The following is a 26,271-nucleotide window of genomic DNA, read 5'->3' as shown; positions in this document are numbered from 1 at the left end:
AGAAGCCACGGTTCACTCCTTCCCGAGGTCGAGCAGCCGGCGGGCGATGATATTGCGCTGGATCTCGGCGGTGCCGCCATAGATCGTCGCCGCGCGCGAGTACAGGTATTCCGAACGCCACGGCGTGTCTTCGAGCTCGAGTGTGCCCGGCAACACATCGCGGACGGTGTCGTAGAGCCGCTGCTCGGCAGAGGCGAGCAGCACCTTGTCGATGGAGGTGTCGGGTCCAAGCCGGGCCCCATCGCGCATCCGGTGCTGAGTCGCGCGCGACCGGCAGCGCAATGTGTGCAGCGCCAGATAGGCGCCGCCGAGCGCGGATTCGTCGGGCTCGCCGACTTCGGCTGCCGTGGTGATCAGATCGTCGAAACGCGAATAGAGGTACGCAATCCGCTGCCAGAAACACGCCGAACGCTCATAGGGCAGCAGGTCCATCGCGAGCCGCCAGCCGTCTCCCGGCTTGCCCAGCATCCGGGTGGCCGGTATCACCACGTCGTCGTAGTACACCTCGCAGAACTCGTCGACGCCGTGCATCGTCCGCAGCGGACGGATGGTGATGCCCGGAGTGTCGAGATCGACAAAGAACGCGGTGATCCCGTCGTGCCCGGGCGCGGTGCGGGTAAGCAGGACGCACCGGGTGGAGAACTGCGCGAAGCTGGTCCATACCTTTTGGCCGTTGACGATCCAGTTGTCGCCGTCCTGGACCGCCCGTGTTGTCAGCGATGCCAGATCACTGCCCGAGCCCGGCTCGGAAAAGCCTTGGCACCATTGCTCTTCACCGCTCAGCAGGCGCGGAACCATCTCCTTGGCGAGCTCGGCCGGCGCGTAGTCGATCATGGTCGGCGCGAGCACCTCGAGCATCGAATAGGGTCCGGGTTCGGCCAAGCGGCGGCCCACCACCTCTTCACCGACGATCGCTCGCAGCACCGCGGGACCGCCCAATCCACCCACCTCGACCGGCCAGCCGAATCGCATCCAATCGGCGTCGTAGAGTGCACGGCTGACCCGGGCGAACTGCCGCATGTGCCCCCGCAGCGAGTGGTCGGGCCCGGGGGTCAGATCGTTGTCGTCGAGCCACGCGCGCAGGTCGGCCCGGAACTGCTCGACATTCACTTCGATTGATCGGCTCCTTTAGGTCGCTGCCTGGGCCGCGGAGTCACCGGCGGGACGCCCGATCGCGTGCGGGCGTCCGGAGTCGTGCACACCGCTGCGGCGGATGAACGTCATGGCGCGGGTCTTCAGCCGCCACCCGTCGGCGGTTCGCACATAGGTGTCACGGTAGTAGCCGATCCGCATGTCGTGGGTTGCGTGATCGATGAAGCACAGTGGCTGGGTGCCGCTGGCCGCGTCACCGTCGAGGTCGACCACCGCGGTCCCGGTGAGGAACAAGCCTTTTGGGGCTGCGGCCACCAATTCCGGGAATCGGCTGAGGCTGTAGGTCTCACCGAAGGCGCTGTAGGTGCCGTCGGGCGTGAAGACGGCGACGAGGCCCTCGATGTCCTCTTGGGTGATGGTGACCGCATAGCGGCCGAGCAGCTGCTGAATCTCGACGAGGTCGTCAGTTCGGCTTGGGCCGCTCTTAGACTGATCGGGCGTCGACATAGACCTTGCCGCCTTTCATCACGAAGCCGACGTTTCGGGTGACGGTGATGTCTTCCAACGGGTTTCCGGGTACCGCGATGATATCGGCGAGCTGGCCCGCCGCGAGGCGGCCCCGGTCGCTCGCGTTGATGAGCTCGGCCGCGGTGACGGTCGCCGCCCGCAGCACCGCCAGCGGTGGCATGCCCCACTCGACCAGTGTGACGAGCTCATCGGCGTTGCGGCCGTGTGGGATGGCCGGGGCGTCGGTGCCGACCGCGATCTTCACCCCGGCCTCGTAGGCGGCCTTGATCGACGTTTCCGCCTTCGGAAACATCTCGGCCGCCTTGTCCTGCAATTCCTTCGGGGCGCGCGACACGTCCATCGCCTGGGCGAGCCTGCGGGTGGTCACCAGGAAGCGGTCGTTGTCGACCAGCATCTGGATGGCCTCGTCGTCCATCAGGAAGCCGTGTTCGATGCAGTCGATGCCGCACGCGACCGCGTGCTTGACCGCTTCCGCTCCGTGGGTGTGCGCGGCGACGCGCAGCCCACGCCGGTGCGCCTCGTCGACGATCGCGCGCAGTTCCTCGTCTGAATAGTGTTGCGCCCCAGCCTCACCGGTCAACGACATGACGCCGCCGGAAACGCACACCTTGATCAGTTCGGCGCCGTGCTTGATCTGGTAGCGCACCGCCTTGCGGATCTCGTCGACCCCGTTGGCGATGCCCTCTTCGACCGTGAGCTCGAGCGCGCCCGGCATGAAGGCGGCGAACATCGTCGGGTCCAGGTGACCGCCGGTGGGCGTGATGGCGTGGCCGGCCGGGACGATTCGCGGCCCGTCGATCCAGCCCGCGTCGATGGCCTTCGCCAGCGCGACGTCGAGCAGGTAGCCGCCGGTTTTCACGAACAGGCCCAAGTTGCGCACGGTGGTGAAACCGGCGCGCAGCGTGCGTCGGGCGTTGCCGACCGCGCGCAGCACCCGCGTCGGCGGGTCGTCCTGCACCTGGGACAGCCCGGGTGTCTCGCCGCGCCCGCCCATCAGGAGGTTGACCTCCATGTCCATCAGGCCCGGCAACAGAATCTGGTCGCCGAGGTCGATGATTTCGCCCTCGGGATCGCCGCCCACGCCGACGATTCGATCGTCCTCGATCTGCAGAATGCCCGGGCGAACGATCTCGCCGGCATCGATATCGAGGAGCCCTGCGGCCTTGATCGTCAGCACCGCCTAGATCACCGGCTCCCTGATCACTTCAACCCACGCCGCGCCGCTGTCGGGAACGCGCGGCTGTTTCCACGCCTCGATGGGAAACGAGACCATGACCAGTGACTGCATCATGTGCATCAATGTCTTTGCGTCGTCGGGCAAGTCGTCCAGTGGGAACTTGTCGACATATTCGATGACGGCGTTGAGCTTCGGGAAGGCCACGTCATAGAAGGCCTGCATCTCGGGCATCGTCGAGGCCAGCCGTTTGGCGTAGCGCTCGGGCTCGGTGGCCAGGTCCCAATCCAAATAGGGCTCCAGGGCCGCGAATTCAGACGGTAACGCCATTGCGCTGGTGCTCCTTCACGTAGTCGGCGGTCGTCTTGTGCAGATGACGGATCAACACTTCCTGGTCGCAGAGCAGGAACTCCTTGACGGCCCGGGTGCCGATCATGGTCTGGGTCGCTTCCAGCGTGTTGGCGTCCTGCAGCGCGTACTCCTTGAACGTCACCGCGGCCAGCTCCTGGGCCAGCCGTTCCCGCGCATTGCGCGGCGGAACGAAATACAGCGTCGACTCGAAGATGTGCTTGTCCACCGCGGTGGGCCAGTAGTGATAGGTCAGGAACCAGCCCGGCTCCCAGATCAGCAGCATGAAGTTGGGGTAGAACAGCCACGAGTCGATTCCCCACTGCGGCACCCTCTTCACGTTGACACCCGGTGGCAGCTCTAGCTTTTCGATGATCTCCGGTTTGTCCCACGGACCGAACAGACCGCTGCGCAACACCTGGTCCATGGGCTTGACCATGGACATGTCCTCCGGCGGCGCCTGGCCACCCCACGTCGACTGCAGGTTGTGCGGTCCGGCCAGCTCGTAATGCAGCGCCTCGTAGCCGAACTTCTGGATCTTGGCGGCCTCTTCCTTGGTGTACTGCCCCTGGTGCAGGATCGGCGCGTGGTAGAACTCGACGAACGCGTCGATGAACAGCTTCCAGTTGCTGCCGACCTCGGCCCGGTAGGAGTAGGTCTCCGTCATCTCGCCGAAGGGGTAGCCCTCGATGCTCTTGGCCAGCGGCCCGAGGTAGTCGATGAGCGGCGCCGCGTCGTCGTCGAAGTTGATGAAGATGAAGCCCTCCCACACCTCGCACCGCACGGGTGCCAGGCCGAAGTTGCTCTTGTCGAGGTTGAAGAACTCCTCTTCCTGTTGGACGAAGGTCAGGTCGCCGTCGAGGCTGTAGCGCCAGGCGTGGTACTTACAGGTGAACTGGCGGCAGGTGCCGGAGGTCTCCTCGTTGGGAAAGTCGTTCCACACCAACTTGTTTCCCCGGTGGCGGCAGACGTTGTGGTACGCCTTGACCGTCCCGTCCTTGGTCTTGGTGATGATCACCGACGTGCCCTTGCCGGCCGACGGCAGTTCCCTGGTGAAGTAGCTGCCGGTGCGGGGGAGGCGCTCGACCCGGCCGACGTTCAGCCACGTCTTCCGGAACACCGCGTCGCGTTCGGCCTCGAAGAACGCCGGGTCGATCGAGTCGGTGTAGTCAACCGGCGCGGTCCCGAGGTCGGGGTAGTTTTCTGTCCAGCTGCCGGCGGCTGGTTTCGGGAAGTGCGGCAACGTTCTTACTCCTCTTGATCAGTGCTGGTCGGCGTGTTCGGGTTGGATGCCGAAAGTGTTGAAGGCCATGGCCAGCAGGGCGTAGCAGCCGACCGTGAAGACGAAATCCATGCGCTGCTGGTCGCTGAGGCGCTCGCCCAGCGCCGCCCAAGTCTGGTCGGACAACTCCGACTTCTCATCCAGCTCATCGACCCCGGTGATCACCGCGCGATCGAACGCGTCGAGGTCCTCCGCGCCGCCATCGCCGAATCGCCGCACCGCCGCGATTTGTTCGTCGGTGATCCCTTCATCCTTGGCCATCCGCACGTGGTGCGACCACTCGTATGCGCACTGGCGACGATGGGCCACCCGCAGGATGGCCAGTTCGCGGATGCGGGCCGGCAGTGTGGACGACGTCAACAGGTGGACATTGAATCGAAGAAACGCCTTGGCGAGCGCTGGGTGGTGAGCCAGCGTGGAAAGCGCGTTGTTGGTGTCCGCGTCCCGCATGGCCGAGAGTGCCTGCTGGGTAGCCTCGTCCCACTGGTCGGCGGGGAGCGGCTGCAGGCGCATCGGCAGTGTCCTCTCGGTGAAAGAGAATCGTATTCTCATTTGCAACTAACAGACTGGCACGAAACGCGCGCTCGGTCAATGCCGGCGTGGCGGGCGGGCGCGCGTGGGAGCCGCCTGGCGCACCCGGGCGCCCAGACGGTCGGGGCTTGACCGGGCCTGGCCGCACCGACGTGTCACGCCGGCGTCTACCTCATGGCCTTGCCGCATCGCGGTGGGAAATTTGCCGGACTGCTGGGCCGCAGGTCAGGCCGCTGCATGCGGCCGCAGCAACCTATGAATGTTGATTCTCGTCTGGCGAGAAGATAGTTTTCATTTCAGTGATCTTGGCACGGGACAGCGGTTCGCCGAGGCGGTGATCGATCCGATGGATCCGATGAAAGGGAAGCTCATGAACAAAGAAGACATGATGCTGATCAGCGTCGACGACCACACCGTCGAGCCGCCCGACATGTTCAAGAACCACTTGTCGAAGAAGTACCGGGACGACGCACCCCGGCTGGTGCACAACGATGACGGCTCGGACATGTGGAAGTTCCGCGACACGGTCATCCCGAACGTGGCATTGAACGCGGTCGCCGGTCGTCCCAAGGAGGAGTACGGCATCGAGCCGACCGGGCTCGACGAGATCCGGCCGGGTTGTTACAACGTCGACGAACGCGTCAAGGACATGAACGCGGGCGGCATCCTGGCTTCGATCTGCTTCCCCTCCTTCCCGGGCTTTGCCGGGCGGCTGTTCGTCACCGACGATCACGACTTCTCCATCGCGCTGGTGCAGGCCTACAACGACTGGCACATCGACGAGTGGTGTGGCGCCTACCCGGCGCGGTTCATTCCGATGGCCATCCCGGTGATCTGGGATGCCGAGGCGTGTGCCGCCGAGGTCCGCCGGGTCGCAAAGAAGGGCGTGCACGCGCTGACCTTCACCGAAAACCCGGCCGCGATGGGCTACCCGAGCTTCCACAACGAATACTGGAACCCGTTGTGGGAAGCGTTGTGCGACACCAACACCGTGATGAACGTCCACATCGGGTCCTCGGGCCGGCTGGCGATCACCGCGCCGGACGCGCCGATGGACGTGATGATCACGCTGCAGCCGATGAACATCGTGCAGGCCGCGGCGGATCTGCTGTGGTCGGCACCGATCAAGAAGTACCCCGACCTCAAGATCGCCCTGTCCGAGGGCGGCACCGGGTGGATCCCCTACTTCCTGGAGCGCGCCGACCGCACCTACGAAATGCACTCCACCTGGACGCATCAGAACTTCGGCGACAAGCTGCCGTCCGATGTGTTCCGCGACCACTTCCTGACTTGCTTCATCAGCGACAAGGTGGGTGTGGCGCTGCGCAACATGATCGGCATCGACAACATCTGCTGGGAAGCCGACTACCCGCACAGCGACTCGATGTGGCCGGGTGCGCCGGAAGAGTTGTGGGATGTGTTGTCCATCAATAACGTTCCCGACGACGAGATCAACAAGATGACTTACGAGAACGCGATGCGCTGGTACTCGTTCGACCCCTTCACGCACATTTCGCGTGAACAGGCCACCGTCGGTGCGCTGCGTAAGGCCGCCGAGGGGCATGACGTTTCCATCAAGGCGGCGGGCCACGCCAAGGACGGCCGAGGCGGCGCGTCCTTTGCCGATTTCGCGGCCAACGCGAAAGCCCTTACCGGCAATAAGGACTGAGCGCGAGACTGTCGCCGAGCAGACGCAAAAGCACCTACTTTGTCGGCGTGTTGGGTGCTTTTGTGTTCCCCCGCACGCGGGGGGACCCCCAGCTCGCGCTGAGAAGAGGAGGCCACCGGTGGCTGGAATGAACTTTGAGCTGACGGATGACCAGGAGCTGATCCGTCGGTCGGTGGCGGAGCTGGCGGGGAAATTCGACGACCAGTACTGGATGGAAAAAGACCAGGCGCACGAATTCCCGACCGAGTTCTACCGCGCCATCGCCGACGGCGGCTGGTTGGGAATGACCATCCCCACCCAGTACGGCGGTCACGGCCTCGGCATCACCGAGGCGACGATCCTGCTCGAGGAGGTCGCCAAATCGGGTGGTGCCATGAACGCGGCGAGCTCGATCCACCTGTCCATCTTCGGCATGCAGCCGGTCGTGGTGCACGGCTCCGACGAGCTCAAGGCCCGAACGTTGCCCGCCGTCGCGACCGGCGAGGTCCACGTGTGCTTCGGCGTCACCGAACCCGGTGCCGGGCTTGATACTTCGCGTATCACCACCTTCGCCAAGCGTGACGGCGATCGCTACATCGTCAACGGACGCAAGGTGTGGATCTCCAAGGCGATGGAATCCGACAAGATCCTGTTGCTCACCCGGACGCAAAGCTACGACGAGGTCACCAAGAAGACCGACGGGATGACGCTGTTCATCACCGATCTCGACCGTAGCCGGGTCGACGTCCGCCCGATCCGCAAGATGGGCCGCAACGCGGTCAGCTCCAACGAGTTGTTCATCGACAATCTCGAGGTGCCTGTCGAGGACCGAATCGGCGAGGAGGGCAAGGGCTTTCAGTACATCCTCGACGGCCTCAACCCGGAGCGAATGCTCATCGCGGCCGAGGCGCTCGGTATCGGCCGGGTGGCGCTGGAGAAGGCGGTGAAATACGGCAACGAGCGCGAGGTCTTCGGCCGGCCCATCGGGATGAACCAGGGTTTGCAGTTTCCGCTCGCCGATTCACTGGCCCGACTCGATGCCGCCGAACTGATGCTACGCAAGGCCACCTGGCTCTATGACAACGGCAAACCCTGTGGGCGCGAGGCCAATACGGCTAAGTACCTGTGCGCCGACGCCGGCTTCACCGCCGCGGACCGGGCGCTGCAAACGCACGGCGGCATGGGCTACGCCGAGGAGTACCACATCACACGGTACTTCCGCGAGGCCCGGCTGATGAAGATCGCGCCGGTCAGCCAGGAGATGATCCTGAACTTCTTGGGAGCCAACGTCCTGAAGCTGCCGAGAAGCTACTAGGTAGTTTGTTTGTCATCGAACGTGAACTGACGGCGGGATTGTTGCGGTTTTTTCGCCCTCAGTGCACGCTCGGCGACTGAGAGGTTGGGCAAAGATATGCGTGAAACAGTCATCGTCGAGGCCGTGCGTACGCCCGTGGGAAAGCGCAACGGCGCGCTGTCCAGCATGCATGCCGCCGACCTCTCCGCGGTCGTACTGACAGAACTCATCGAACGCACCGGCATCGGTCCGGACATCATCGACGACGTCGTCTGGGGCTGCGTGTCCCAGGTTGGCGACCAGTCCAGCAACATCGGGCGCTACGCGGTCCTGGCCGCCGGCTGGCCCGAGACCATTCCCGGGACCACTGTCAACCGCGCCTGCGGGTCCAGCCAGCAGGCGCTGGACTTCGCCGTGCATGCGGTGATGTCGGGCCAGCAGGATGTCGTCGTGGCCGGTGGAGTCGAGGTCATGAGTCGCGTTCCGCTCGGTTCGGCCCGGGCGACGGGTATGCCGTATGGCCCGAAAGTCCTTGCCCGCTATGACGATTTCTCCTTCAACCAGGGTCTGTCGGCGGAGATGATCGCCAAGAAGTGGGGATTCTCGCGCACCCGGCTCGACGAATTCTCCGTCGAATCCCACGAGCGGGCCGCCGCGGCTCAGGATGGCGGCGCCTTCACCGAGCAGATCGTGCCGGTGTTCGTCGACGGAGCCGACAACAACGTCGTCACCGCCGACGAGGGCGTGCGGCGCGGCAGCAGCGTCGAGAAGCTCGCGACGCTCAAGCCGGTCTTCGCCGAGGACGGCGTGATCCACGCGGGCAACTCCTCACAGATCTCCGACGGCGCCGCCGCGTTGCTGGTGACCACCGCCGAGATGGCGGTCGAGCTGGGCCTGACGCCGATCGTGCGTTACCTGGCGGGCGCGGTGACCGGAGCGGATCCGGTGCTGATGCTCACCGGCCCCATTCCGGCGACCGAAAAGGTGCTGAGCAAGGCCGGCATTGGCCTGCCCGACGTGGGCGTCTTCGAGGTCAATGAAGCTTTCGCCCCCGTGCCGCTGGCGTGGCTGGCGGAGACCGGGGCCGACCCGGCACGAATGAATCCGCTGGGCGGCGCCATCGCGCTGGGACATCCGCTTGGTGCGTCCGGAGCGGTGCTGATGACACGCATGGCGCATCACATGCGCGACAACGGGATTCGTTACGGGCTGCAGACCATGTGCGAGGGCGGCGGCACCGCCAACGCCACGCTGGTGGAGCTGGTGAGCTAAGAGCCGCGGCCAGCCGCATCCACAAAATCTCGCTCTGCGTGACCCTTGTCACAGCGGCCAAACTAACCTACTGTGTGTTCACTAGGTTGGTTTCCCGACGTCGATACAACGTGGCTTGAGGGGGTCCCGGTGCCCGTCGCACGGCGATACGACACGCTGCTCGCCAAGGGCGAGGACCGCAAACAGCGGATTCTCGACGTCGCGCAACGCCTGCTCACCCGCAACGGCTGGCGCAGCACGACACTCGCCCAGATCGCCGGCGAGGCCGGGGTCACCCCCGCCGGGTTGCTGCATCACTTCGAATCGAAGGAGCAGCTGCTGCACGCGGTGCTCGATGCCCGCGACCTCGATGACGACACTCACGCCGACCGGACCGGTGACCTGTTCGACCAGATCGCCGCGGTCGCGGACCGTTTTCACCGCGCACCCGAACTGGTGGGCACGTTCACGGTGCTGCTGGTCGAGAACATCCTTCCCGACGCCCCGTTGCACGACCGCATGCTCGCCAGGCACCGGGCCGCGACCGACATCGTCGCCGACCTCATCCGTCGCGGTCAGGCCGACGGCCGGTACCGCAAAGACATAGACCCCGCCGTCAAGGCAGTAGAAATCCTCGCCTTCGTCCACGGAATGGAAACCACATGGTTACTCGATCCTTCGATCCCGCTAGCCGAGGCGTTCAAGCAGTACGCCGAGACACTGGCGCGGGATTTCGCACCTCCGAAGAAGCCCGAGGCGATATGAGATACCGGCTCGACGTCGTCGCCGCCACCGTCATAGATGTGGTGAGGTTCGCCGGCGGCTGGATCTTCGACAGGTCGATGGCGGGTTGGGACGTCACCGTGCTGGTCGCCGACCACCCCGACGACCGGCCGTTGCAGATCATCGGGGCCCAGGTGCTCGACCTGGAAGACGCGCTGGCGACGGTGCGATCGCGTCCCCGCCCGCAGGCCCTGGCGGCGGCGGCGGACCTGTTCGGCTGCGACGCACGGGTGCGCCAAGGCGTGCTGCAGGCCCTGGATCACGGCGTCACCGAGGTCACGCTGTGGGGAGAAAACTGGCCATCCGAACTAGACGACAGCGTCGGGCTGGTGCAACACCAGCTGAGCATGGCCGCGCAGACGTTCAAGGCCCAAGCCCTGGCGGCGGCGGCGTCGGCGCCGCACGCCTCAGTCGGTCACGTGGAGACCTTCCGGAGCGGGTTGCTCGCTTGGCCGTCGGTTGCCGCAGACCTGGTCCCCGCCAGCTAACCGGGGTTACGTCGCGGCCTGACGTTCGTGCCGGGGTCCGTCGTTGACGACCACCAGCCTGTGTGAAAATGTAATACTCATCTGCGAGAGGCACGTTCTCACTAGCCGAGATTCGAGGAGCGGGAGATGGCGAACGAATTCTCCGAGTTGGACTTCTTCCGCGGCAGCGAGCTGATCCAGGACCCGTACCCCTATTACGAGGCGCTGCGGGAGCGGTGCCCCGTGACACGCGAGAGTCATCACGACGTCACCATGATCACCGGTTGGGACGAGGCGTGCGCGGTGCTCAACGACGCCGAGACCTGGTCCTCGTGCATCTCGGTGACCGGCCCGTTCCCCGGCTTTCCGGTGCCGATCGAGGGTGACGACATCACCGAGCTGATCGAGGAGCATCGCGACGAGCTGCCGTTCAGCGACCAACTGCCCACCCTCGACCCGCCTACGCACACCAACCACCGCTCCCTGATGATGCGGCTGATCACTCCCAAGCGCCTCAAGGAGAACGAGGACGCCATGTGGGCGCTCGCCGACCAGGCGCTCGACGACTTCCTGGCGCCGGGGCGCGGCGAGTGGATCAAGGGCTTCGCGGGCCCGTTCACGCTGCTGGTCATCGCCGACCTGCTCGGAGTGCCGATCGAGGATCGCGACAAGTTCGTCAAAGGCATCGCCGAGCACGCAGGCGGGGGCGTCGGTGGCACCAAGGGATCCCTGGCCCACAGTCCGCTGGAGTTCCTCTACGGCCTGTTCTCCGACTATGTGCGTGATCGCCGCAATGCGCCGCGCGACGACGTGCTCACCGGCCTGGCGACCGCCACCTATCCCGACGGCTCCACCCCGGAGGTCGAGGACGTGGCCCGCGTTGCCAGCAATGTCTTCTCGGCGGGACAGGAGACCACGGTCCGGCTGCTCGGCGCCGCGCTGCAGACCATCGGGGAACGGCCCGACATAGCGGCGCGGCTGCGCAAGGACCGCAGCCTGATTCCGAACTTCATCGAAGAGTCGCTTCGTTACGAGAGTCCCGTCAAGGGCGACTTCCGGATGAACCGCCGGCCGGTCAACGTCGGCGGGGTCGACCTGCCCGCGGGCAGCACCGTGATGATCCTGCAGGCGGCGGCCAACCGGGATCCGCGCCGGTTCGAAGAACCCGCCATCTTCGATCCGGCCCGCAAGAATGCGCGCCAACACATCTCGTTCGGGCGAGGCATCCACAGCTGCCCCGGCGCGCCCCTGGCCCGGGCCGAGACCCGGGTGGCGATCGAGCGGTTGCTCGACCGCACGACGGACATCAGGATCGACGAGAGCGTTCACGGGCCGGCGAACGACCGCAGCTACCAATATGTTCCGACCTATATCCTGCGCGGCCTGACCGAACTACACCTGGAGTTCACGCTGGCATGAAGGTATGGGTAGACGACCAGAAGTGTCGCGGCCATGGAATGTGTCTCACACTGTGCCCCGACGTGTTCAGCCTGACCGACGACGGTTACGCCGAGGCCATAGATTCCGATGTCCCAACGGAATTGGAGTCCGCCGCTGTCGAGGCGATCCAATGCTGTCCCGAGCAGGCGATCAGCGAGAAATGACCAAAGTTACGGACGAGTAAGGAGATTCGAGTGGCCAAAGGGTATGTCATCCTCACCGAGGCCATCAAGGACCCGGAAGGCATGAAGGCCTACGCCCAAGCCGCCGGTTCGGCGATGAGCGGTGCCACCATCCTTGCGGTGGACACCGCACCCAAGGTCATCGAAGGCGACTGGCACGGCGACCAGACCGTCGTGCTGGAATTCGAGTCGGTCGATGCGGCTCGGGCTTGGTACGAGTCCGAGGGCTACCAGGAAGCCGCGAAACTGCGGCAGGCCGCCGCCGACTGCAATGCGGTCATCCTCTCCGGATTCTGATCGCTACTCCCCGACGATGGAGATCGCCTGCCGGGGGCATTGACGGACGGCCTCGCGCACGTCCGCCTCGTTCTCCGGGGTGACCTCTTCCTGGTGGACGGTCAGCATGTCGTCGTCGCCGAGTTCGAAGATCTCCGGGTTGATGCCCATGCACACACCGTTGCTCTCGCAGAGTCCCCAATCGACTTCGATCTTCTTCGTCATTGTGGCCTCCTTTAACGAAGTACCATGACGGGCACGTTCTTCCAGCCCGCCACGTTTTGCATATTCACCCGTTTGCACCCCGCCCAGTCCACTTCGTAGCGGGGCATGAAGTCGAGCAGGTGTTCCAGCGCGATCCTGCTCTCCATGCGGGCCAGCGCCGCGCCGAGGCAACTGTGAATCCCGTATCCGAGCCCGAGATGCTGCGCCTCGGTCTGGTCACGCTCGATATCGAATGTGTCTGCCTCGGTGAAGGCCTCCGGGTCGCGGTTCGCCGCGGCGCCGCAAAGGAACACCGGTTTGCCCGCCGGAATCACGCCACCGCTGACGTGGGCCTCTTTCAGCGTGTAGCGGACGTTGTACTGCACCGGACCCGCGTAGCGCAGCAGCTCCTCCACCGCGCCCGGGACCTTGTCGCGATCGTCCTGCAGCTTCTGCCATTGCTCGGGATGACGGGCGAAGAGCACCGCCGCGTTGCCGAGCAGCTTCGTCACCGTCTCGGCGCCGGCACCGCCCAATAGCGTTGCGAAGCCGGTGATCTCGATGTCGTCCAGTTTGCGGGGCTGTCCGTCCTCACCGGGGATCTCGGCCGCGATCAGCCTGCTGATCATGTCGTCCTGCGGCTCGGCGCGCCTCTCCTGGATCAGACCGAAGTAGTACATCGCCGTGTCGATGTTCGCCTGAATGCCGGCCTCGCTGACCTCGATCTGCCCGGGCTCGTGATGCAGGCTGGTGTCGATCCACAGGCGCACCTGCTGGCGGTATTCCTCCGGCACCCCCGCCATCCGGGTAATGACCTCCACCGGGAACGGCCCGGAGAAGTCCTGCACGACGTCGAAGTTGTCGGGATTGGCGGCGCCCAGATACTTCTCGATGACTTCGACGACCGTCTCGCGCTGCGACTGGATGGCCCGCGGGGTGAACGCCTTGTTGAGCAAGCTGCGCATGTGGCGGTGCTCCGGGGGATCCATGAAGATGATCGACTTCTGCTCGGGCGAGATGCCCTTGCGCACCATCGCAAGGTCGCAGCCGCGCGCCGAGGAATACGTCTCGAAGTCCTTGAACGCGGCCGACACGTCTTCGTGGCGGGTCAGCGCGTAGAAGTCCTCTTTTTCGTCGTAGTACAGGGGCGCATCCTCACGCATCCGTCGGTAGATTTCGAACGGATCGTTGAAGTACTCCTCCGAGAACGGATCGAAGACGACCTTCGGTTTTGTCACTGAATCCTCCTCAGCGGCGAGGGCGGGCTGAAACCTTTACAGCGGAGTCCGGGACTGTAACGCTAACGGTAATACCTTCGTGACGAACCGGAAAGACCAAAACGCTGGCATTTCGCAACCCTGCTGAGCTCTCATCGTGGGTGGTCCATCAGGGTCAGCGCCGCATCGGCCGCATCGAGCACGGCGCCGCCGTTTGCTCCGGCCCGGTCGGCGAGGTCGACCACCAACCGAACGTCTTTCTGCAGCAGCCCACCTGCGACACCGGCCAGCCGATCCAGTCCACCGATGCCGCCCAGCGCGTTCAGCGCGAAGCTGCTGCCACTGCTGCGCGACACCACCTCGGCGAGACGGTCCGGTTCGACGCCCAGCTCCTTGGCCAATGACAGGGCGGTGGCGGCGGTGGCCAGGTGGGCGGTGAACAGCAAGTTGTTGAGCAGTTTCGTGGTCTGTCCGGAACCCAGCTCACCGAGGTGCACGACCGGATCGGCATAGGTTTCGAAGACCGGACGGCAGTGCTCGACGACGTCGGTGTCGCCGCCGACCATCACCAGCAGGCGGCCCTCGGCCGCCGCCCCTCCTCCGCCGCTCACCGGCGCGTCGATGACGGATACGCCCAGCGGGGCGGCCTTGGTCGCAAGTTCTCGGCAGGTGTTCGGGTGCACCGTGCTGTGCACGGCGATGACGCCGCCCGGTTTCATCGCCGACAGCAATCCGTTCTCGCCGCAGGCGAGTTCGTCGATGTCGGCGTCGCCGACAACGCAGAGGCAGACCAGATCGCTGGCTGCGGCGAGTTCGGCCGGAGAGCCGGCGATCTTGGCTGTGGTGTCGGCGAATGCCTCGAGGGCTTCCCGCCTGCGCGCCCACAACGTGGTGGGGTAGCCGGCCTCTGCGATCCGCCGCGCCATTGGGCCGCCCTGACTGCCCAACCCGATGAACCCGACGCGCATCAGCCGGCCTCCAGATCGGATTGCGTGTCCGTTGAACCCTCGGCCACGCAGTCCTGCACGAATGCAAGAACTTTCGAATGGTAGGCGGGGGCGGCGTGGCTGAGGCTGATGTTGTGCCCCGCGTCCGGTTGCCGATGCACGACGAACCTCGGGACCCCGGCGAACAGGGTGCCGATCTCGGCGACCGCCGCATCGTCGGTCTGCCAGACCTTTTCGTGTTCGGCGATGCTGAAATGCACCGGGACGCGCACTGCGGGCGCGAGCTCCGGAAACGTCTTTCGCGCCCAGTCCGACACCATCTGGTCCTCGTAAGCGGGGGCCGACGGCGAAACCGTGGCGCCGCCGAGGACTTCGGGCGGATAGAGTTCCTCTGGGCTCCACAGCAATTCGCGCATGCCCGACGGGCGGTGTTCGCGGGTAGCCGTTTTCAGTATCTCCTTGGCCGCGGGGTGGTAGTGCCGGCCCGTGCCCGCGAGCTCGATGCCGAGCAGGTCGGTACCTCGCCCGTCGGCGGCCATCCGTACGGTCAGCTCGCAGCCGCCCGAATGCCCCCACACGAATAGGCCTGCGCCACGCGGTCGTTCGCCGAGGACGCGATTGACAGCACCGTAAGAAAGGTGGACGCGCTGCTCGCCGGATACCATCGCTTCGGGATACGGTGCCGAGCTGCCATAGCCGGGCCGGTCGAGGGCCACCACGGTGAATCCTGCTGCGGCGCCGGTGCGTAACAGCGAGTACGACGGATGGCCGGGGCAGTCGAAATACATCGCGGTGGTGCCGCCGCCGTGGATCGCCACGATCACGGCCTTGGGGTCGTCGGCCTCAGCGACCAACGCCGACATCGGCACGCCGTCGACGATGACGAGCCGGGGGCGGGGGGCGGCGCTCATGTGTCGGCCCGTAGCAGGATCACGCCGCTGGGGGTCAGTCCGCCGCTGCTGACCACTCCGACGCGGGCATCGGTGACTTGGCGGTCGCCGGCCTCGCCGCGCAGCTGGGTCACGGCCTCGTGCAACAGGCCCATGCCGTGGGTGCGGCCATGCGAAAGTTGACCGCCGTGCGTGTTGAGCGGCAGCTGTCCGTCGCGCGCGATGTTCTTGCCGCCGTCCAAGAATTCCTTGGCCTCACCGATCCCGCAGAAGCCCAGCGCCTCGATCCAGGAAAGGCAGTTCATGGTGAACCCGTCGTACAGTTCGGCGATGTCGACGTCTGCCGGCCGCAGCGAGGTGCGCGTCCACACATGCGCCGCCTGGCCCAGCACCTGTGGCTCGTGCGTCAAAGTGCTTTGATCCCAGTCGATTCGCTCGATGATCTGCGTTCCCACGGCCTCCACCAGCACCGCTGGCTTGGCCAGGTCGCGGGCGGCGTCGACGGCCGAGACGATGACGGCGATGGCGCCATCGCAGGGCACGTCACAGTCGTAGAGACCGAACGGCGTGGTGATGGGCCGCGCGTTGAGATAGTCGTCCATCGTCATCGGCGACCGGTAGATGGCCGTCGGGTTGAGTTCGGCGTTGGCGCGCTGGTTCAGCGCGATCCAGCCCAGCGTTTCTTTGGTGGTGCCGTACCGGTGAAAGTGCCGCTGCGCGTTCATCGCCAGGGTGTGCGCCGCGGACGTGGCGCCAAACGGCATCTGCCAGCCCGACATTCGGCCCATCGACGGGGTGATCTTGCCCTGCTTCATCAGCTCGCCATGGGTGGCTTCCCACACCGTCCGGAAGCACAGCACGTGCCGCGCGAGCCCCCCCGCGACCGCGAGCATCGCGGCGATCAAAGAGCCACCCGGGCCGAACGTTTCCATCGCGCCGTTATGCCATGTCGGCCGGATGCCCAAGGCGGCCTCAAGAGCGGTGGTGCCCCCCTCGCCCATTCCCGCCACGTTGATTGCGCCGGGGTAGGTGGACAGGCCGTCGATGTCGGCATAGGTCAGGCCGGCGTCGGCGATCGCGGCCTCGCATGCCTGCACGGTCAGCGCCAGTGGCGGCTGCATGAGCCGGCGCCCGATCGGCGACATGCCGATACCCGTCAGCGCGACCTTGTCTTCGAATTTGGCGGTGGTGAGCATCGGCCGGACGTACTCGCCGAAGCGTTCCGGTGCGATCTCGTCGTCCGGCAGGGGAGCGGGCTTGGCGCCGGGGATGGGCCGAAACAGTGGGAACCAGACGTCCTCGACCGGTTCGAAGACGACCTCGACCTGCTGTCCGAGTTCGAGGTCGTCGAATTCGCAGTCGACGATGTTGGTGGTCAGCCGCACCCGGGGGTCCTCGGCGATCGCGACTTGAGCGATCACGTAGGGCGCGGGGAGCCCGGGCAGGCTGAATCGCTCGTTGATGGTGAAGCCGGCGAGGGTCGCCCTGCCGGAGACCTCCCGAATTCCGATGTCCAGTGACCGGCAATACCGGCACACCGGCGCCGGCGGATGGATCAGCGATTGGCACGCTCGGCATTCCTGCAGCCGCAGCTTCCCATCGGCGCCCGAGGTCCAGAAGAACTCGTTGTCCTGCGTGATCAGGGGCAGAGGACGTCCGGGTTCTGGCACGTCACCTCCGGGAGTCGGACGGCGGGCGGTAGCCCCATTATACGAATCGGAGAATCACGTTATCACTGCCGAGGAGGCATGATCTAGATGGCGTTGGCGGCGATCGTGCCGCCTATCAGGCGAGGAGCGGCTTGCCGTCAGTACGGCACCCAGGTGCCGGTGAAATAGGTACCCCATTGGTGAAAGCCGGCATTCCACATCGGTTCGTTCGGTGACCACCATAGCCGTGCCGGTGGGGGCGGCGGCACGTCCTGCGCGGCAAAGGGCGGTGCATATGCAGGTGGGGCCGCATACCACGCCGGTGGGCCCGCCATCGGCTTGCATTCCCACGTCGCCACGTTGAACGACATGTTGGGATCGCACTCCGCCGAGCTGATTGCCGGCGTCGCGATCACCGCGGCCGCCATCGGCACGAAGGCAACAGCGACGACAACTGTCAGACGACCCAAAAACCACCTCATGGTGGGCCTCCCTTGGCGCCATCCCCACGCTGGCTGGTGTCAGCTTATTCCGTCGACACCGCCACGGCCAGATTCAAAGCGAAGCAGCAGCGAGCCGCTCTGGCCTGTGGCATTTACTTGCGGCCGGAGGCTATGCTCCAAACGCGATATCAAGTACTTAACATTCGGAGGGCTGATTGCTCGACGCAGAGAAGATCCTGATCACCGGCGCGACCGGCAAGATCGCGTTCCCCATCGCGCGTGCCCTGGCGGCGGCGGGAAACGAGGTATGGGGCGCCGCTCGCCTGAAAGACCCCGCGGCCCGGCAGAAACTCGCGGACGCCGGAATCCAACCCGTGGCGCTGGACGTCGGCGACGGGGACTTCTCCTCTCTCCCAGACGATTTCACCTACGTATTCCACGCGGCCGTAGACCCCGGCGTGGACGACTGGAACCGGTGCGTGGAAACGAACGCACAGGCGTCCGGCGACTTGCTGTACCACTGCCGCGCCGCACAGGGTTTCGTCTTCTGCTCTACCGGCTCGATCTACGCTTACCAGGGCCACCGACCGCTGACCGAGACCGATCCACCGGGGGCGCCGTTGCGGGCGAACTACAGCTTCTCCAAGATTGCCGCCGAGGCGGTGTGCACCTGGATCGCCAAGCACTACCGGATTCCGCTGACGATCATCCGCATTTGTTCGACGTATGGCCCCCAAGGCGGTGCACCCGCCGATCGTCTCGATGCGATGTTGGCGGGCAAGCCCATTCGGTTGCATCCGGACAAGCCGAACAACTACAACCCAATTTACGAAGACGATTATGTCGAACTCGGCATCCGTGCGATGGAGGTCGCCGCGGTGCCGCCCGTGGTGGTGAACTGGGCCGGTAGCGAGACGGTCAGCGTCGAGGAGTATTGCGCCTTCATGGGTGAGTTGGTCGGTGTCGATCCGATCTTCGAGTACACAGATCAGGCGCACACGCCGCTGTGGCCCGACGTCACCCGCATGCACGACGTCCTCGGGCGCACGAAGGTGCCGTGGCGAGAGGGGTTCCGGCGGATGGTCGCGGCACGACATCCCGAAATTCCTCGGCCCCAGCACGATCCGGCGAGAGCGTGACGACGGCTATGCACCTTCCCGGCACGCCGTCCGATGAGGTCACCGAGATTGTTGCCACCGGCAGTGGCGAGATCACCACCCTGTTCGTCTCCATGGCGACCCGGTACCCCGACGGCAAGGACGCGGAGTACCTACGCTGGCACACCCTGGACCACCGCCCCGAGCAGCACCGGTTGGCCGCTGTGCGCGCCTCACTGCGCCTGGTGTCCACGCCGGCCTGCCGCTCCGCCCGGGCGATCATCGACGGGCCCTTGGACGCCGTCGACCACATGATGACCTACTTCTTCACCGACCCGGCCGGGCTACAGGATTTCAACGAGCTGTCAACGGCATTGGGCAATGCCGGCCGTAAGCTCCCGCTGCTGCCACCGGTGGAGCGCGGCGTCTATGGCGTGCAACGGAAAGCGGCCGCGCCGCGCGTCAAGGTCGGGTCGGACGTGCTGCCCTGGCTGCCCGTCCGGGGCGCCTTCGTGTTGGTCGAGCGAGGATCGGCATCGCCGAACCCGCTGTTGGAGGTCGACGGAGTCGCGGGTGTCTGGTCCGCCGTATCGTTTCGGGTCGACGCCAGCTTGGCCAGGGCGCAAGAGAATCAGACCATCACATACTGCTTCCTCGATGACGATCCGATCGCCACCGCGAAACGGCTGCACCCGGCGCTCAAGACCCGGTGGGCCGAGTCGGACATCGAACCTTTTTTCGCCGCACCCTTTTTCGCGGTCGTTCCGTACGAGTGGGACCGGTATGTGCCCTAGAAAAGGGGTCGTGTGCGCATCGGCCTGATGGTTGGTTCTGACAAGGAGCGCTCGCGCGCCGATCGGCTAGCGGGACTGGTCGATGATGGTGTCGCCGCCGAAACCGACGGTTTCACCGCGTTTTGGATGCCCCAGGTCCCCGGCTACCTCGACGCGATGACCGCCGTGGCCCTGATCGGACAGGCCACCGATCGTATCGAGATCGGAACGGCCGTCGTGCCGATCCAGACTCGCCATCCGATGATCATGGCGCAACAAGCGTTGACCACCCAGGCCGTGTGTGACGGGCGGTTCACGCTTGGCATCGGACCCTCGCATCATTGGATCGTCAACTCTCAATTGGGATTGCCCTATGATCGCCCGGCCAGCTTCATGGGTGACTACCTCGAGGTGCTCAGCTCGGCCTTCGCCGGGCCCGGGAGCGTCGATGTCGACAACGAAAGCTTCTGCGTCCATTCACCGGTCGATGTCACCGACGGGTTCGAGATGCCGGTCTTATTGTCAGCGCTCGGCCCGACCATGCTGCAGCTCGCCGGGGAGCGTTCCGGCGGAACCATTCTGTGGATGGCGGACGAGCGGGCAATCGCAGACCACGTCGTTCCGCGTATTACCGCGGCGGCTGACCGGGCCGGGCGGCCCGCGCCACGGATCGTCGCCGGGGTGCCCGTCGCACTCTGCTCGAACGCCGAGACCGACGCTGCTCGCGGCTACGCCAGCGAGGTGCTCGGGCACGCCGACTTCTCGCCGAACTACGTGCGGCTGCTGCAGCACGGCGATGCCCAAGACGTCGGCGACACGATGGCGGCCGGCGACGAGGCGGCCGTCTTGGATCGGCTGAACCGGTATCGCGACGCCGGCGTCACCGACCTCGCGGTGCGAATCGTGCCGCTGGGCAAGGACATCAGCGAGCGGACCAAATCGCGGCGTCGTACTCAGGAGTTCCTGTCATCCCTGTGTCCAGGTATCTGAGCGGCCCGCTGAAGATCAGCGCGACGGCAATCCGAGGACGCGCTGGGCGATGATGTTGCGCTGAATCTCCGAGGTGCCGCCAGCGATGGTGCCCGCGTAGCTGCTGATGTAGCGCGCGAACCAGCCGGCGGTGAAAAGATCGGGGGCGTAAGGGTTGTACGGAGCCGTGAGCACTTTGTCGCGTAAACCCTCGACCCCCGCCGCGTCCAGTGCGTGCCGCAGCGCGCTCTGCTCGGCCTCCGAACCGAAGACCTTCAGCACGGACAACGCCGCCACGTCTACCTCACCCCGGGCCGCGCGCCCCAGCGCGGCCGAACCGAGCAGCCGCAGCGCGTAATAGTCCATCACAATGGTCGCGTAGTGGTCCGCGTTCACCGCGTCCGCCGGCCGGTAGTCCTCGAGCAGCTGCTCGAGCCGGTTCGCGAAGGCCATCCACATCAGGGTGCGCTCGTGGCCGAGGGAGCCGTTGGCCACCTGCCACCCACCGTTGAGCGGGCCGACCAGGTTGTCCGTGGGGACCCGGACGTCGTTGAAGAAGACCTCGTTGAAGTCCAGCTCGTCGGAGTCATAGACCGACGGAAAGGGGCGGCGCACCACCCCGGGGGTGTCGGTCGGGATGATCAGCGCGCTGATTCCCTTGTGCCTGGGAGCGTTTAGGTCCGTACGAACGAAGGTCAGGATGACGTCGGCGTCATGAGCGCCAGACGTCCACACCTTCTGCCCGTTGACCACGAAGTCATCGCCGATCAACTCCGCCTTGGTTCGCAGCCCGGCCAGGTCGGAGCCGGCTCCGGGTTCGCTCATTCCCAGCGACGCGGTCATTTCGGCTCGCAGGATGGGAACGGCCCAGCGCCGCTTCTGTTCCTCGGTGCCGAAGGACAACAGCGACGCCGCGATGATGCCTACGCCTTGCGGATTGAAGCAGTGATAGATCCGGCGGCGCGACAACTCCTCGCGATGTACGAACTGCTGCAGGATGTTTGCGTTGCGGCCGCCGAATTCCGGCGGGTTGCCCGGCAGTAGCCACCCGTGGTCGAACTGGAGCCGCTGCCAGCGACGCGACCACTCTGGCACGTGCGAGGTCGACGAGGGCCGCTCCCCGGCCTGGGCTTGGCTCGGCAGATGTTCCGTCAGGAAGCTCACGAACTCCGCGCGAAACGCTTCCACGTCGGCGTCAAAGGTGAGTCGCACCGAACTACCTTCCCGGACGGCTCAGCGCGTGAATCCCCACTCCGCCTCGTTCTCTTCGGTTTTGAGATGCTCGGCCGGATCGTCGGTGTCGGCGAGCGGGGGCTGAGGAGCGCGGTTGGTTCGCTGCCCGATTTCGGTGATGGCGTGTACGGGGCAGTCGAGCAGCGCCCGCATGACCGCGTCGCGGTCCGGCTCTGCCACCGTGCCGTCCCCGATGAGCGATGCGTATCCCCAATCGTCCAGCGAGAAGTATCCCGGCGCGTGCTTGGCGCAGATGCCGAAGCCGTCGCAAATGGTGCGGTCCAGACGGATTTTCATGCTTGCCTCACTGGTTCCGCCTCGTAGGGGCGGTCCGCGCGGAACGCGCCGTCTGCGCAGTCAGGGCACCTGCCGTCGAGATGCACACCGACTTCGTCCGGGAACTGGTCGAGCAGGCTGGCGGCGACGTTGGTAGCGGCATCCAGCGTCGCGCACGCGCCGCGTCCGCGCAGCAGCACCGACCAACGGCGCAACCGTTGGACGTCTTCTGTCGTCGCGGCGCCGTCGCGCAGCGCCCCGGCCGCCGCGGCCATCGCCGCCGTCCCGTTGAAACAGGAGCCGCACTGCCCCGCGTTCTCGCGGTCGAAGTACGCGAGCACCGACGCCGCCACCGCGACGGGACAGTCGTCGGTGATCACCGAGATCGCGCCACAGCCAAGGCCGCTACCGACACGCCGCATCGTCTCGTGGTCCAGGGTCGTCTCCAACACAGAACGGTTGAGCAGACCGGCGAAGTAGCCGCCCATCAACGCCCCGCGTACGTCGCCGGGCGAAACGCCGTGCAAGCCAAGTAAATCGGTGAACGCCAGTCCATGGGGAAGCTCGTAGAGGACCGGCGGCTTACCGCCTCCGGTGATGGTGGCCAGGAAGGTCCCCGGCGACAGCGTCGTGCCTTGCGACCGAAAATCAGCCGAGCCGTGGCTTTGCAGATAGGGCAGGTTCGCCAAAGTCTCGACGTTGCTCACCAACGTGGGCCGGTCGTCGACTCCCGCCTCGAAGGGCCGCGGTGGTTTGTCCGTTGGCTTGGCGGGGCCGCCGTTGATGGCCCGGACCGCGGCGGTCTCCTCGCCGGCCACGTATCCCGGTTGCACGGTGAGCATGTCGATCGTGACGCCGAGCGTCTCGGCGCCCAACTCGTTCAACGCGGCTTCGACGCTGTGTGCCGATTCCGGGTCGGAGACGTAGATGCAGGCGCGGTCAGCGGTCACCATCGTCGCGGCGAGCCGCAGCCCGTCCAGGACCAGGTGCGGGCGATTCCGTAGCAGCCAGCGGTCCTTGATTGAAGCCGGTTCTCCCTCTTCGCCGTTCGCGACGACGACGGGGACACCCATCAAGCGTCCGTTGTCGCGTACCGCCCGCAGCTTCACCGCCAGCGGGAACGCCGCACCCCCGCGCCCGACGAGACCGCTGGCTTCGACCTCGCTCAGGAATTCATCGGCATCGGCGAGGGGCTGGTAGCCGCCGAGCTTTCGATAGGCCGCCAGGTCTTCCCGACCGGTCTGCTCGATCAGCAGCCGCGGCGTGCACCCGGGTGCGCTGGCGGTGGTGATGTTGGTGGTTTCAGCGGTGTTCACAGCTGGCCTGCCATCGTCTTGGTTAGGCTTGCGCACATGCGAACTGCCGTGGTGCGTGTCAACGTCGACCCGGACACCGTTCTCGCGCCTGCGCAACTACGTGACGGCATGGCGGCTCTCCTCGAGGCTGCGGCCGAGGCCGGCGTCGGAGTGGTCGACAATGACCTCGCGTCCCTGCCGGCGAGTCGTCGCGAGGTTGAACTGCTCATCGAGGCCGAAGATGGCGAGACGGCCAAGAGCACCGCTATCGAGTTGTGCACCAAGGTGTTCAGCGCCGGGCCGGTCCCGGGTGTGATCACCTTTGTCAGCCGGGGCACTGACGACGACGCGCACGGGGTGCTGTCCGCTTTCGGGTTGACCGGTGACATCGAGCGCACGCCCGGCGATGACGGGTTCGACATCGTCCACGTCACGCTGCGAGAGTCCGACCTCGAACGGATTCCGGAAAGCCGTGTGCACACGGCGCTGGAGGCGTCGCTCAATTGTGAGGTCCACATCCGCACCAGGTAATGCACCGTTTCGCCCCATTACGAGCCCAGGAATTCGAGAATCGCGGGTGCCGCCTGCACCCAGGTGTCGAACATGTTGAAACGCTGCACCCGGCCGGCCGCGCGGTCTTCGGACGCGCGTTCCCAGGCGTCCTCGGGCCAGGGCGGATCGATCAGCTTCGATCCCTTGATCAGGCAACTGACTTCCAGGGAAGTCCGCTTCGGGTGGTCCATGTCGTTCTCGCCCCCGCGGATGATCAACGTGGGGACCTTGATTCGGTCGAACATCTCGTCCTCGACGCCCGGAATCGTCTGTCCCGGCTTAGAAACGAAGGCGTTGAGCCAGCGCAGCATGAGCTTGAGAAACTCATCCTTGTCGAAGTCGAGGAACCGCTGCTTGTTATTAGGGTTCTCCTCGATGCGCTCGCGCCATTCGGCCACCTTCACCACGCCGTCCATGCCGGTGCCACGCACCGCGAGGATGCTGGGGATGATGTAGAAGGAACCGAGCACGAAGGTGCCGTAGGTGCCGCCGACAATGTTCCACACCACGAGCTTGGTGACCATCTCGGGGTAAAGCATCGTGGTCAGCATGGAATCCCTTGCGCCGCCGGACCCTCCGGCCAGAATGCAGCGCTCGAAGCCCAGGCCGGTCACCAGCTTGTGCAGCGTCTCGGCGCGCATGTGCGACTCGCTTTGCCCGTAGAACTGCACATCGGACGCGCCGCAGTTCGGCCGGTCCCACAGCAGCACTCGATATCCGCCGGCAGCCAGGGCGTCGGCCAGCGGACGCAGGCCGGGGATCTCCTTGCTGAACCTTCCGCCCGGCGTCAGGGCAATGAGATCGCCAGAGTCACCGAGGATTTCGTAGACGACATTTCCCCCGTTGATCTCGATAGCAGGCACCCGATTCTCCTGTAGCTAGGCCTGAACCAAAACATCGTTGCCGACGACGCGCACCGGATAGGTACGGATACTCCATTCGGGCTTGACCGCGGTGGTGCCGGTCGCCAGCTCGAAACCCCATTGGTGCCAGGGACAGTAGATGTACTCCAGGTCGCGCACCATGACGGAATCGCCCGGCGCGGTCTCGTCGACGATCGTGCGCCCGCGGGCTCGTCCCGAACACAGCGGGCCGCCTTGATGGGGGCAGTAGTTCGCGATGGCGTAGAACGTGCCGTTGACGTTATAGACGCCGACGCCGTGTCGCCCGATCGGAACCAGTTTGTGTGTGCCCGGAGGGATTTCGTCTACGGTTGCGACGACATGCTCGCGGCCCTGGGCGAGTCTTGGCTCGGGCCGCTTGGTTTCTTCCGTCAACTCAGAGCACCCGGGTCTGACCCTCGAGCACCGGAACGGTCTCGGGTAGGTGATAGGTGGCGATGCCGTTCTTGTACATGACCGCGTCGCGGGCGTATTTGGGCAGGTGTTTGACCAACCAGCGCGGGTCGTCGAACGTCCAGTGCGGGTAGTCCGAGGAGAAGAGCAGAATCTTCTCGCACTCCATCCATTCCAGTGCGCGGGTCAGTTGGGTCTTGTCTTCCGGGTAGTCCAGCGGCTGGGTGGTGAACTTGATGTGGTCCTTGACGTACTCGGACGGCTTGCGCTTGATGTCGAGCCACGACTTGCGCGCGTCATAGATCGCGTCCATCCGCCACATCAGCGGCAGTATCCAGCTGAACGCATGCTCGACGAACACGATTCGCAGCGTCGGGAATCGGTCGAAGACTCCGTCGAAAATCAGGCTCATCACCTGGTTGGCCGCCAGCAGGGAGTAGGTCACCATGAAGTCGTGGTTGTAGCTGGGGAAGCCCACCGGCGGGATCGGCAGCTCGTCGAACTGGCTGCGTGACAGGTGGCAGCTCACGGTGATGTCGTGCTTGGTGGCGGCCGCCCAGATCGGGTCGTACTTCGGGTGGCCCCAGGATGGGCGCGGCTCGGCCTTGATCAGAATCTGCGCCATGAAGGGGTGTCCGGCCCAGCGCTCGATCTCGCGCACCGACTCTTCCGGCTCCTCGATGGCGATGCAGATCGAGCCGCGCCACCGCTCGTGCCAGTTGTTGTGGCTGTCCAGCCAGTGGTTGGCCTGCCAGTCGTTCAACGCGGCCGACATTGCATGCTGCGCTTCGGTAAGGCGCGCCGGATATGCCGCCGGTTCCAGGATCGCGATATCGGAGCCGGCCTCCATGATCAGCTGCCGGAACGCCAAATCCGGGTCGCTGCAGGGAAACTCACCGTTGGCCGGGAACGAGTCAACGCGCATCGCGTAGGAGTGCGCATAGTCCGGCGCGTCGTAGTAGATCTGCTCGCCAACGGAGCGAGTGAGGAAGTACTTGCTGCGCCACGGCTCGGGGATGTACGGGAGCAGCTCTCCGCGCTTGGGGGCGGGATGAACATCCGAGTCGACGCAGCGGACGGCGATGCGCTCGGTAGCGGGAACCCGCTCCTGCGAATGGGTCAGCGTCATCTGGTT

Annotated in this window: 30 protein-coding genes; 12 read left to right on the top strand and 18 right to left on the bottom strand. The window is 65.4% G+C overall.

Annotation, left to right across the window (positions count from 1 at the left end):
* Window positions 1-12: 12 nt before the first annotated feature.
* From AC5Y4T_RS08135 to AC5Y4T_RS08110, 6 genes are read right to left on the bottom strand one after another with little or no spacing between them, the layout of a single operon-like run.
* Window positions 13-1,110, bottom strand: a complete 1,098-nt coding sequence (locus AC5Y4T_RS08135; protein WP_499952611.1) for an acyl-CoA dehydrogenase family protein — start codon at window positions 1,108-1,110, stop codon at window positions 13-15.
* A gap of 18 nt (window positions 1,111-1,128) precedes the next feature.
* Window positions 1,129-1,599 (bottom strand): nuclear transport factor 2 family protein, encoded by a 471-nt coding sequence (locus tag AC5Y4T_RS08130; RefSeq protein WP_499949633.1) that lies wholly within the window; start codon window positions 1,597-1,599, stop codon window positions 1,129-1,131.
* On the bottom strand, window positions 1,577-2,797 hold the full coding sequence (locus tag AC5Y4T_RS08125) for a metal-dependent hydrolase family protein (RefSeq protein WP_499918746.1): 1,221 nt from the start codon (window positions 2,795-2,797) through the stop codon (window positions 1,577-1,579). Before AC5Y4T_RS08125 ends, AC5Y4T_RS08130 begins: the two co-directional genes overlap by 23 nt.
* Window positions 2,798-2,800: 3 nt before the next feature.
* Window positions 2,801-3,124: a hypothetical protein gene (locus AC5Y4T_RS08120; RefSeq protein WP_499918744.1), complete on the bottom strand. Its 324-nt coding sequence runs from the start codon at window positions 3,122-3,124 to the stop codon at window positions 2,801-2,803.
* Window positions 3,108-4,385, bottom strand: a complete 1,278-nt coding sequence (locus AC5Y4T_RS08115) for an aromatic ring-hydroxylating oxygenase subunit alpha (protein ID WP_499918743.1) — start codon at window positions 4,383-4,385, stop codon at window positions 3,108-3,110. The genes AC5Y4T_RS08120 and AC5Y4T_RS08115 overlap by 17 nt, the downstream gene beginning before the upstream one ends.
* Window positions 4,386-4,403: 18 nt before the next feature.
* Window positions 4,404-4,937 carry a carboxymuconolactone decarboxylase family protein gene (locus AC5Y4T_RS08110; RefSeq protein WP_499918742.1) on the bottom strand — a complete coding sequence of 178 codons (534 nt, stop codon included), beginning with the start codon at window positions 4,935-4,937 and terminating at the stop codon, window positions 4,404-4,406.
* A gap of 388 nt (window positions 4,938-5,325) precedes the next feature.
* Here AC5Y4T_RS08110 and AC5Y4T_RS08105 point away from each other — a divergent pair, with 388 nt between their 5' ends.
* The 8 genes from AC5Y4T_RS08105 to AC5Y4T_RS08070 all read left to right on the top strand — a co-directional run bounded on the left by AC5Y4T_RS08105 (window position 5,326) and on the right by AC5Y4T_RS08070 (window position 12,317).
* Window positions 5,326-6,624 (top strand): amidohydrolase family protein, encoded by a 1,299-nt coding sequence (locus tag AC5Y4T_RS08105; RefSeq protein WP_499918741.1) that lies wholly within the window; start codon window positions 5,326-5,328, stop codon window positions 6,622-6,624.
* 127 nt (window positions 6,625-6,751) lie between these two features.
* The gene (locus AC5Y4T_RS08100) at window positions 6,752-7,918 is read left to right on the top strand and encodes an acyl-CoA dehydrogenase family protein (RefSeq protein ID WP_499919029.1); all 1,167 of its coding nucleotides are present in this window, start codon (window positions 6,752-6,754) and stop codon (window positions 7,916-7,918) included.
* Between the two features lie 96 nt (window positions 7,919-8,014).
* Window positions 8,015-9,169 carry a thiolase family protein gene (locus tag AC5Y4T_RS08095; RefSeq protein ID WP_499952610.1) on the top strand — a complete coding sequence of 385 codons (1,155 nt, stop codon included), beginning with the start codon at window positions 8,015-8,017 and terminating at the stop codon, window positions 9,167-9,169.
* 129 nt (window positions 9,170-9,298) lie between these two features.
* Window positions 9,299-9,913 (top strand): TetR/AcrR family transcriptional regulator, encoded by a 615-nt coding sequence (locus AC5Y4T_RS08090; protein WP_499918739.1) that lies wholly within the window; start codon window positions 9,299-9,301, stop codon window positions 9,911-9,913.
* Window positions 9,910-10,419, top strand: coding sequence for a hypothetical protein (locus AC5Y4T_RS08085; RefSeq protein ID WP_499952609.1), 510 nt, complete (start codon window positions 9,910-9,912; stop codon window positions 10,417-10,419). The genes AC5Y4T_RS08090 and AC5Y4T_RS08085 overlap by 4 nt, the downstream gene beginning before the upstream one ends.
* Window positions 10,420-10,545: 126 nt before the next feature.
* Window positions 10,546-11,817 (top strand): cytochrome P450, encoded by a 1,272-nt coding sequence (locus AC5Y4T_RS08080; protein WP_499952608.1) that lies wholly within the window; start codon window positions 10,546-10,548, stop codon window positions 11,815-11,817.
* Window positions 11,814-12,002: a ferredoxin gene (locus tag AC5Y4T_RS08075; protein WP_499918735.1), complete on the top strand. Its 189-nt coding sequence runs from the start codon at window positions 11,814-11,816 to the stop codon at window positions 12,000-12,002. Before AC5Y4T_RS08080 ends, AC5Y4T_RS08075 begins: the two co-directional genes overlap by 4 nt.
* Window positions 12,003-12,032: 30 nt before the next feature.
* Window positions 12,033-12,317, top strand: coding sequence for a DUF1330 domain-containing protein (locus AC5Y4T_RS08070; protein ID WP_499918734.1), 285 nt, complete (start codon window positions 12,033-12,035; stop codon window positions 12,315-12,317).
* 3 nt (window positions 12,318-12,320) lie between these two features.
* On the opposite strand, the gene AC5Y4T_RS08065 is transcribed toward AC5Y4T_RS08070, so the two are convergent.
* From AC5Y4T_RS08065 to AC5Y4T_RS08040, 6 genes are all read right to left on the bottom strand, one after another.
* On the bottom strand, window positions 12,321-12,521 hold the full coding sequence (locus AC5Y4T_RS08065; protein ID WP_065031025.1) for a ferredoxin: 201 nt from the start codon (window positions 12,519-12,521) through the stop codon (window positions 12,321-12,323).
* 11 nt (window positions 12,522-12,532) lie between these two features.
* Window positions 12,533-13,738: a cytochrome P450 gene (locus AC5Y4T_RS08060; protein ID WP_499952607.1), complete on the bottom strand. Its 1,206-nt coding sequence runs from the start codon at window positions 13,736-13,738 to the stop codon at window positions 12,533-12,535.
* A 131-nt stretch (window positions 13,739-13,869) separates the two neighbouring features.
* Window positions 13,870-14,685 (bottom strand): NAD(P)-dependent oxidoreductase, encoded by an 816-nt coding sequence (locus tag AC5Y4T_RS08055; RefSeq protein ID WP_499952604.1) that lies wholly within the window; start codon window positions 14,683-14,685, stop codon window positions 13,870-13,872.
* Window positions 14,685-15,575 carry an alpha/beta hydrolase gene (locus tag AC5Y4T_RS08050; RefSeq protein ID WP_499952602.1) on the bottom strand — a complete coding sequence of 297 codons (891 nt, stop codon included), beginning with the start codon at window positions 15,573-15,575 and terminating at the stop codon, window positions 14,685-14,687. Before AC5Y4T_RS08050 ends, AC5Y4T_RS08055 begins: the two co-directional genes overlap by 1 nt.
* Window positions 15,572-17,224: a thiolase C-terminal domain-containing protein gene (locus tag AC5Y4T_RS08045; protein WP_499952601.1), complete on the bottom strand. Its 1,653-nt coding sequence runs from the start codon at window positions 17,222-17,224 to the stop codon at window positions 15,572-15,574. The genes AC5Y4T_RS08050 and AC5Y4T_RS08045 overlap by 4 nt, the downstream gene beginning before the upstream one ends.
* A gap of 137 nt (window positions 17,225-17,361) precedes the next feature.
* Window positions 17,362-17,685 (bottom strand): hypothetical protein, encoded by a 324-nt coding sequence (locus AC5Y4T_RS08040; protein ID WP_499952600.1) that lies wholly within the window; start codon window positions 17,683-17,685, stop codon window positions 17,362-17,364.
* A gap of 176 nt (window positions 17,686-17,861) precedes the next feature.
* On the opposite strand from AC5Y4T_RS08040, the gene AC5Y4T_RS08035 reads away from it, so the two are divergent.
* Genes AC5Y4T_RS08035 through AC5Y4T_RS08025 form a run of 3 tightly spaced genes read left to right on the top strand, consistent with a single transcriptional unit; the run spans window position 17,862 to window position 20,506 of the window.
* Window positions 17,862-18,785: an NAD-dependent epimerase/dehydratase family protein gene (locus AC5Y4T_RS08035; RefSeq protein WP_499952598.1), complete on the top strand. Its 924-nt coding sequence runs from the start codon at window positions 17,862-17,864 to the stop codon at window positions 18,783-18,785.
* An 8-nt stretch (window positions 18,786-18,793) separates the two neighbouring features.
* The gene (locus tag AC5Y4T_RS08030; protein ID WP_499952679.1) at window positions 18,794-19,537 is read left to right on the top strand and encodes a hypothetical protein; all 744 of its coding nucleotides are present in this window, start codon (window positions 18,794-18,796) and stop codon (window positions 19,535-19,537) included.
* A gap of 12 nt (window positions 19,538-19,549) precedes the next feature.
* Window positions 19,550-20,506, top strand: coding sequence for an LLM class F420-dependent oxidoreductase (locus AC5Y4T_RS08025; RefSeq protein ID WP_499952597.1), 957 nt, complete (start codon window positions 19,550-19,552; stop codon window positions 20,504-20,506).
* Window positions 20,507-20,521: 15 nt separating this feature from the next.
* On the opposite strand, the gene AC5Y4T_RS08020 is transcribed toward AC5Y4T_RS08025, so the two are convergent.
* From AC5Y4T_RS08020 to AC5Y4T_RS08010, 3 genes are read right to left on the bottom strand one after another with little or no spacing between them, the layout of a single operon-like run.
* Window positions 20,522-21,697, bottom strand: coding sequence for an acyl-CoA dehydrogenase family protein (locus AC5Y4T_RS08020; RefSeq protein ID WP_499952596.1), 1,176 nt, complete (start codon window positions 21,695-21,697; stop codon window positions 20,522-20,524).
* Window positions 21,698-21,718: 21 nt separating this feature from the next.
* On the bottom strand, window positions 21,719-22,015 hold the full coding sequence (locus AC5Y4T_RS08015; protein WP_499952595.1) for a ferredoxin: 297 nt from the start codon (window positions 22,013-22,015) through the stop codon (window positions 21,719-21,721).
* A complete protein-coding gene (locus AC5Y4T_RS08010) occupies window positions 22,012-23,310 on the bottom strand; it encodes an NADH-ubiquinone oxidoreductase-F iron-sulfur binding region domain-containing protein (RefSeq protein ID WP_499952592.1) in 1,299 nt (432 codons plus the stop codon). Before AC5Y4T_RS08010 ends, AC5Y4T_RS08015 begins: the two co-directional genes overlap by 4 nt.
* Window positions 23,311-23,346: 36 nt before the next feature.
* Between AC5Y4T_RS08010 and AC5Y4T_RS08005 the strand changes: the two genes are divergently transcribed.
* Window positions 23,347-23,820, top strand: coding sequence for a hypothetical protein (locus tag AC5Y4T_RS08005; protein WP_499952590.1), 474 nt, complete (start codon window positions 23,347-23,349; stop codon window positions 23,818-23,820).
* 17 nt (window positions 23,821-23,837) lie between these two features.
* Here the strand turns inward: AC5Y4T_RS08005 and AC5Y4T_RS08000 are convergent, their stop codons facing one another.
* Genes AC5Y4T_RS08000 through AC5Y4T_RS07990 form a run of 3 tightly spaced genes read right to left on the bottom strand, consistent with a single transcriptional unit; the run spans window position 23,838 to window position 26,265 of the window.
* Window positions 23,838-24,704, bottom strand: coding sequence for an alpha/beta fold hydrolase (locus AC5Y4T_RS08000; RefSeq protein ID WP_499952589.1), 867 nt, complete (start codon window positions 24,702-24,704; stop codon window positions 23,838-23,840).
* 15 nt (window positions 24,705-24,719) lie between these two features.
* Window positions 24,720-25,118: a Rieske (2Fe-2S) protein gene (locus AC5Y4T_RS07995; RefSeq protein WP_064882584.1), complete on the bottom strand. Its 399-nt coding sequence runs from the start codon at window positions 25,116-25,118 to the stop codon at window positions 24,720-24,722.
* A gap of 1 nt (window position 25,119) precedes the next feature.
* A complete protein-coding gene (locus AC5Y4T_RS07990; RefSeq protein ID WP_499918718.1) occupies window positions 25,120-26,265 on the bottom strand; it encodes an amidohydrolase family protein in 1,146 nt (381 codons plus the stop codon).
* Between the last annotated feature and the right edge of the window lie 6 nt (window positions 26,266-26,271).

It is taken from the genome of Mycobacterium sp. NGS11 (genome assembly GCF_059813315.1).
Note: the sequence above shows the minus strand (reverse complement) of the source record. Positions and strands in the feature narration are given on the sequence as shown.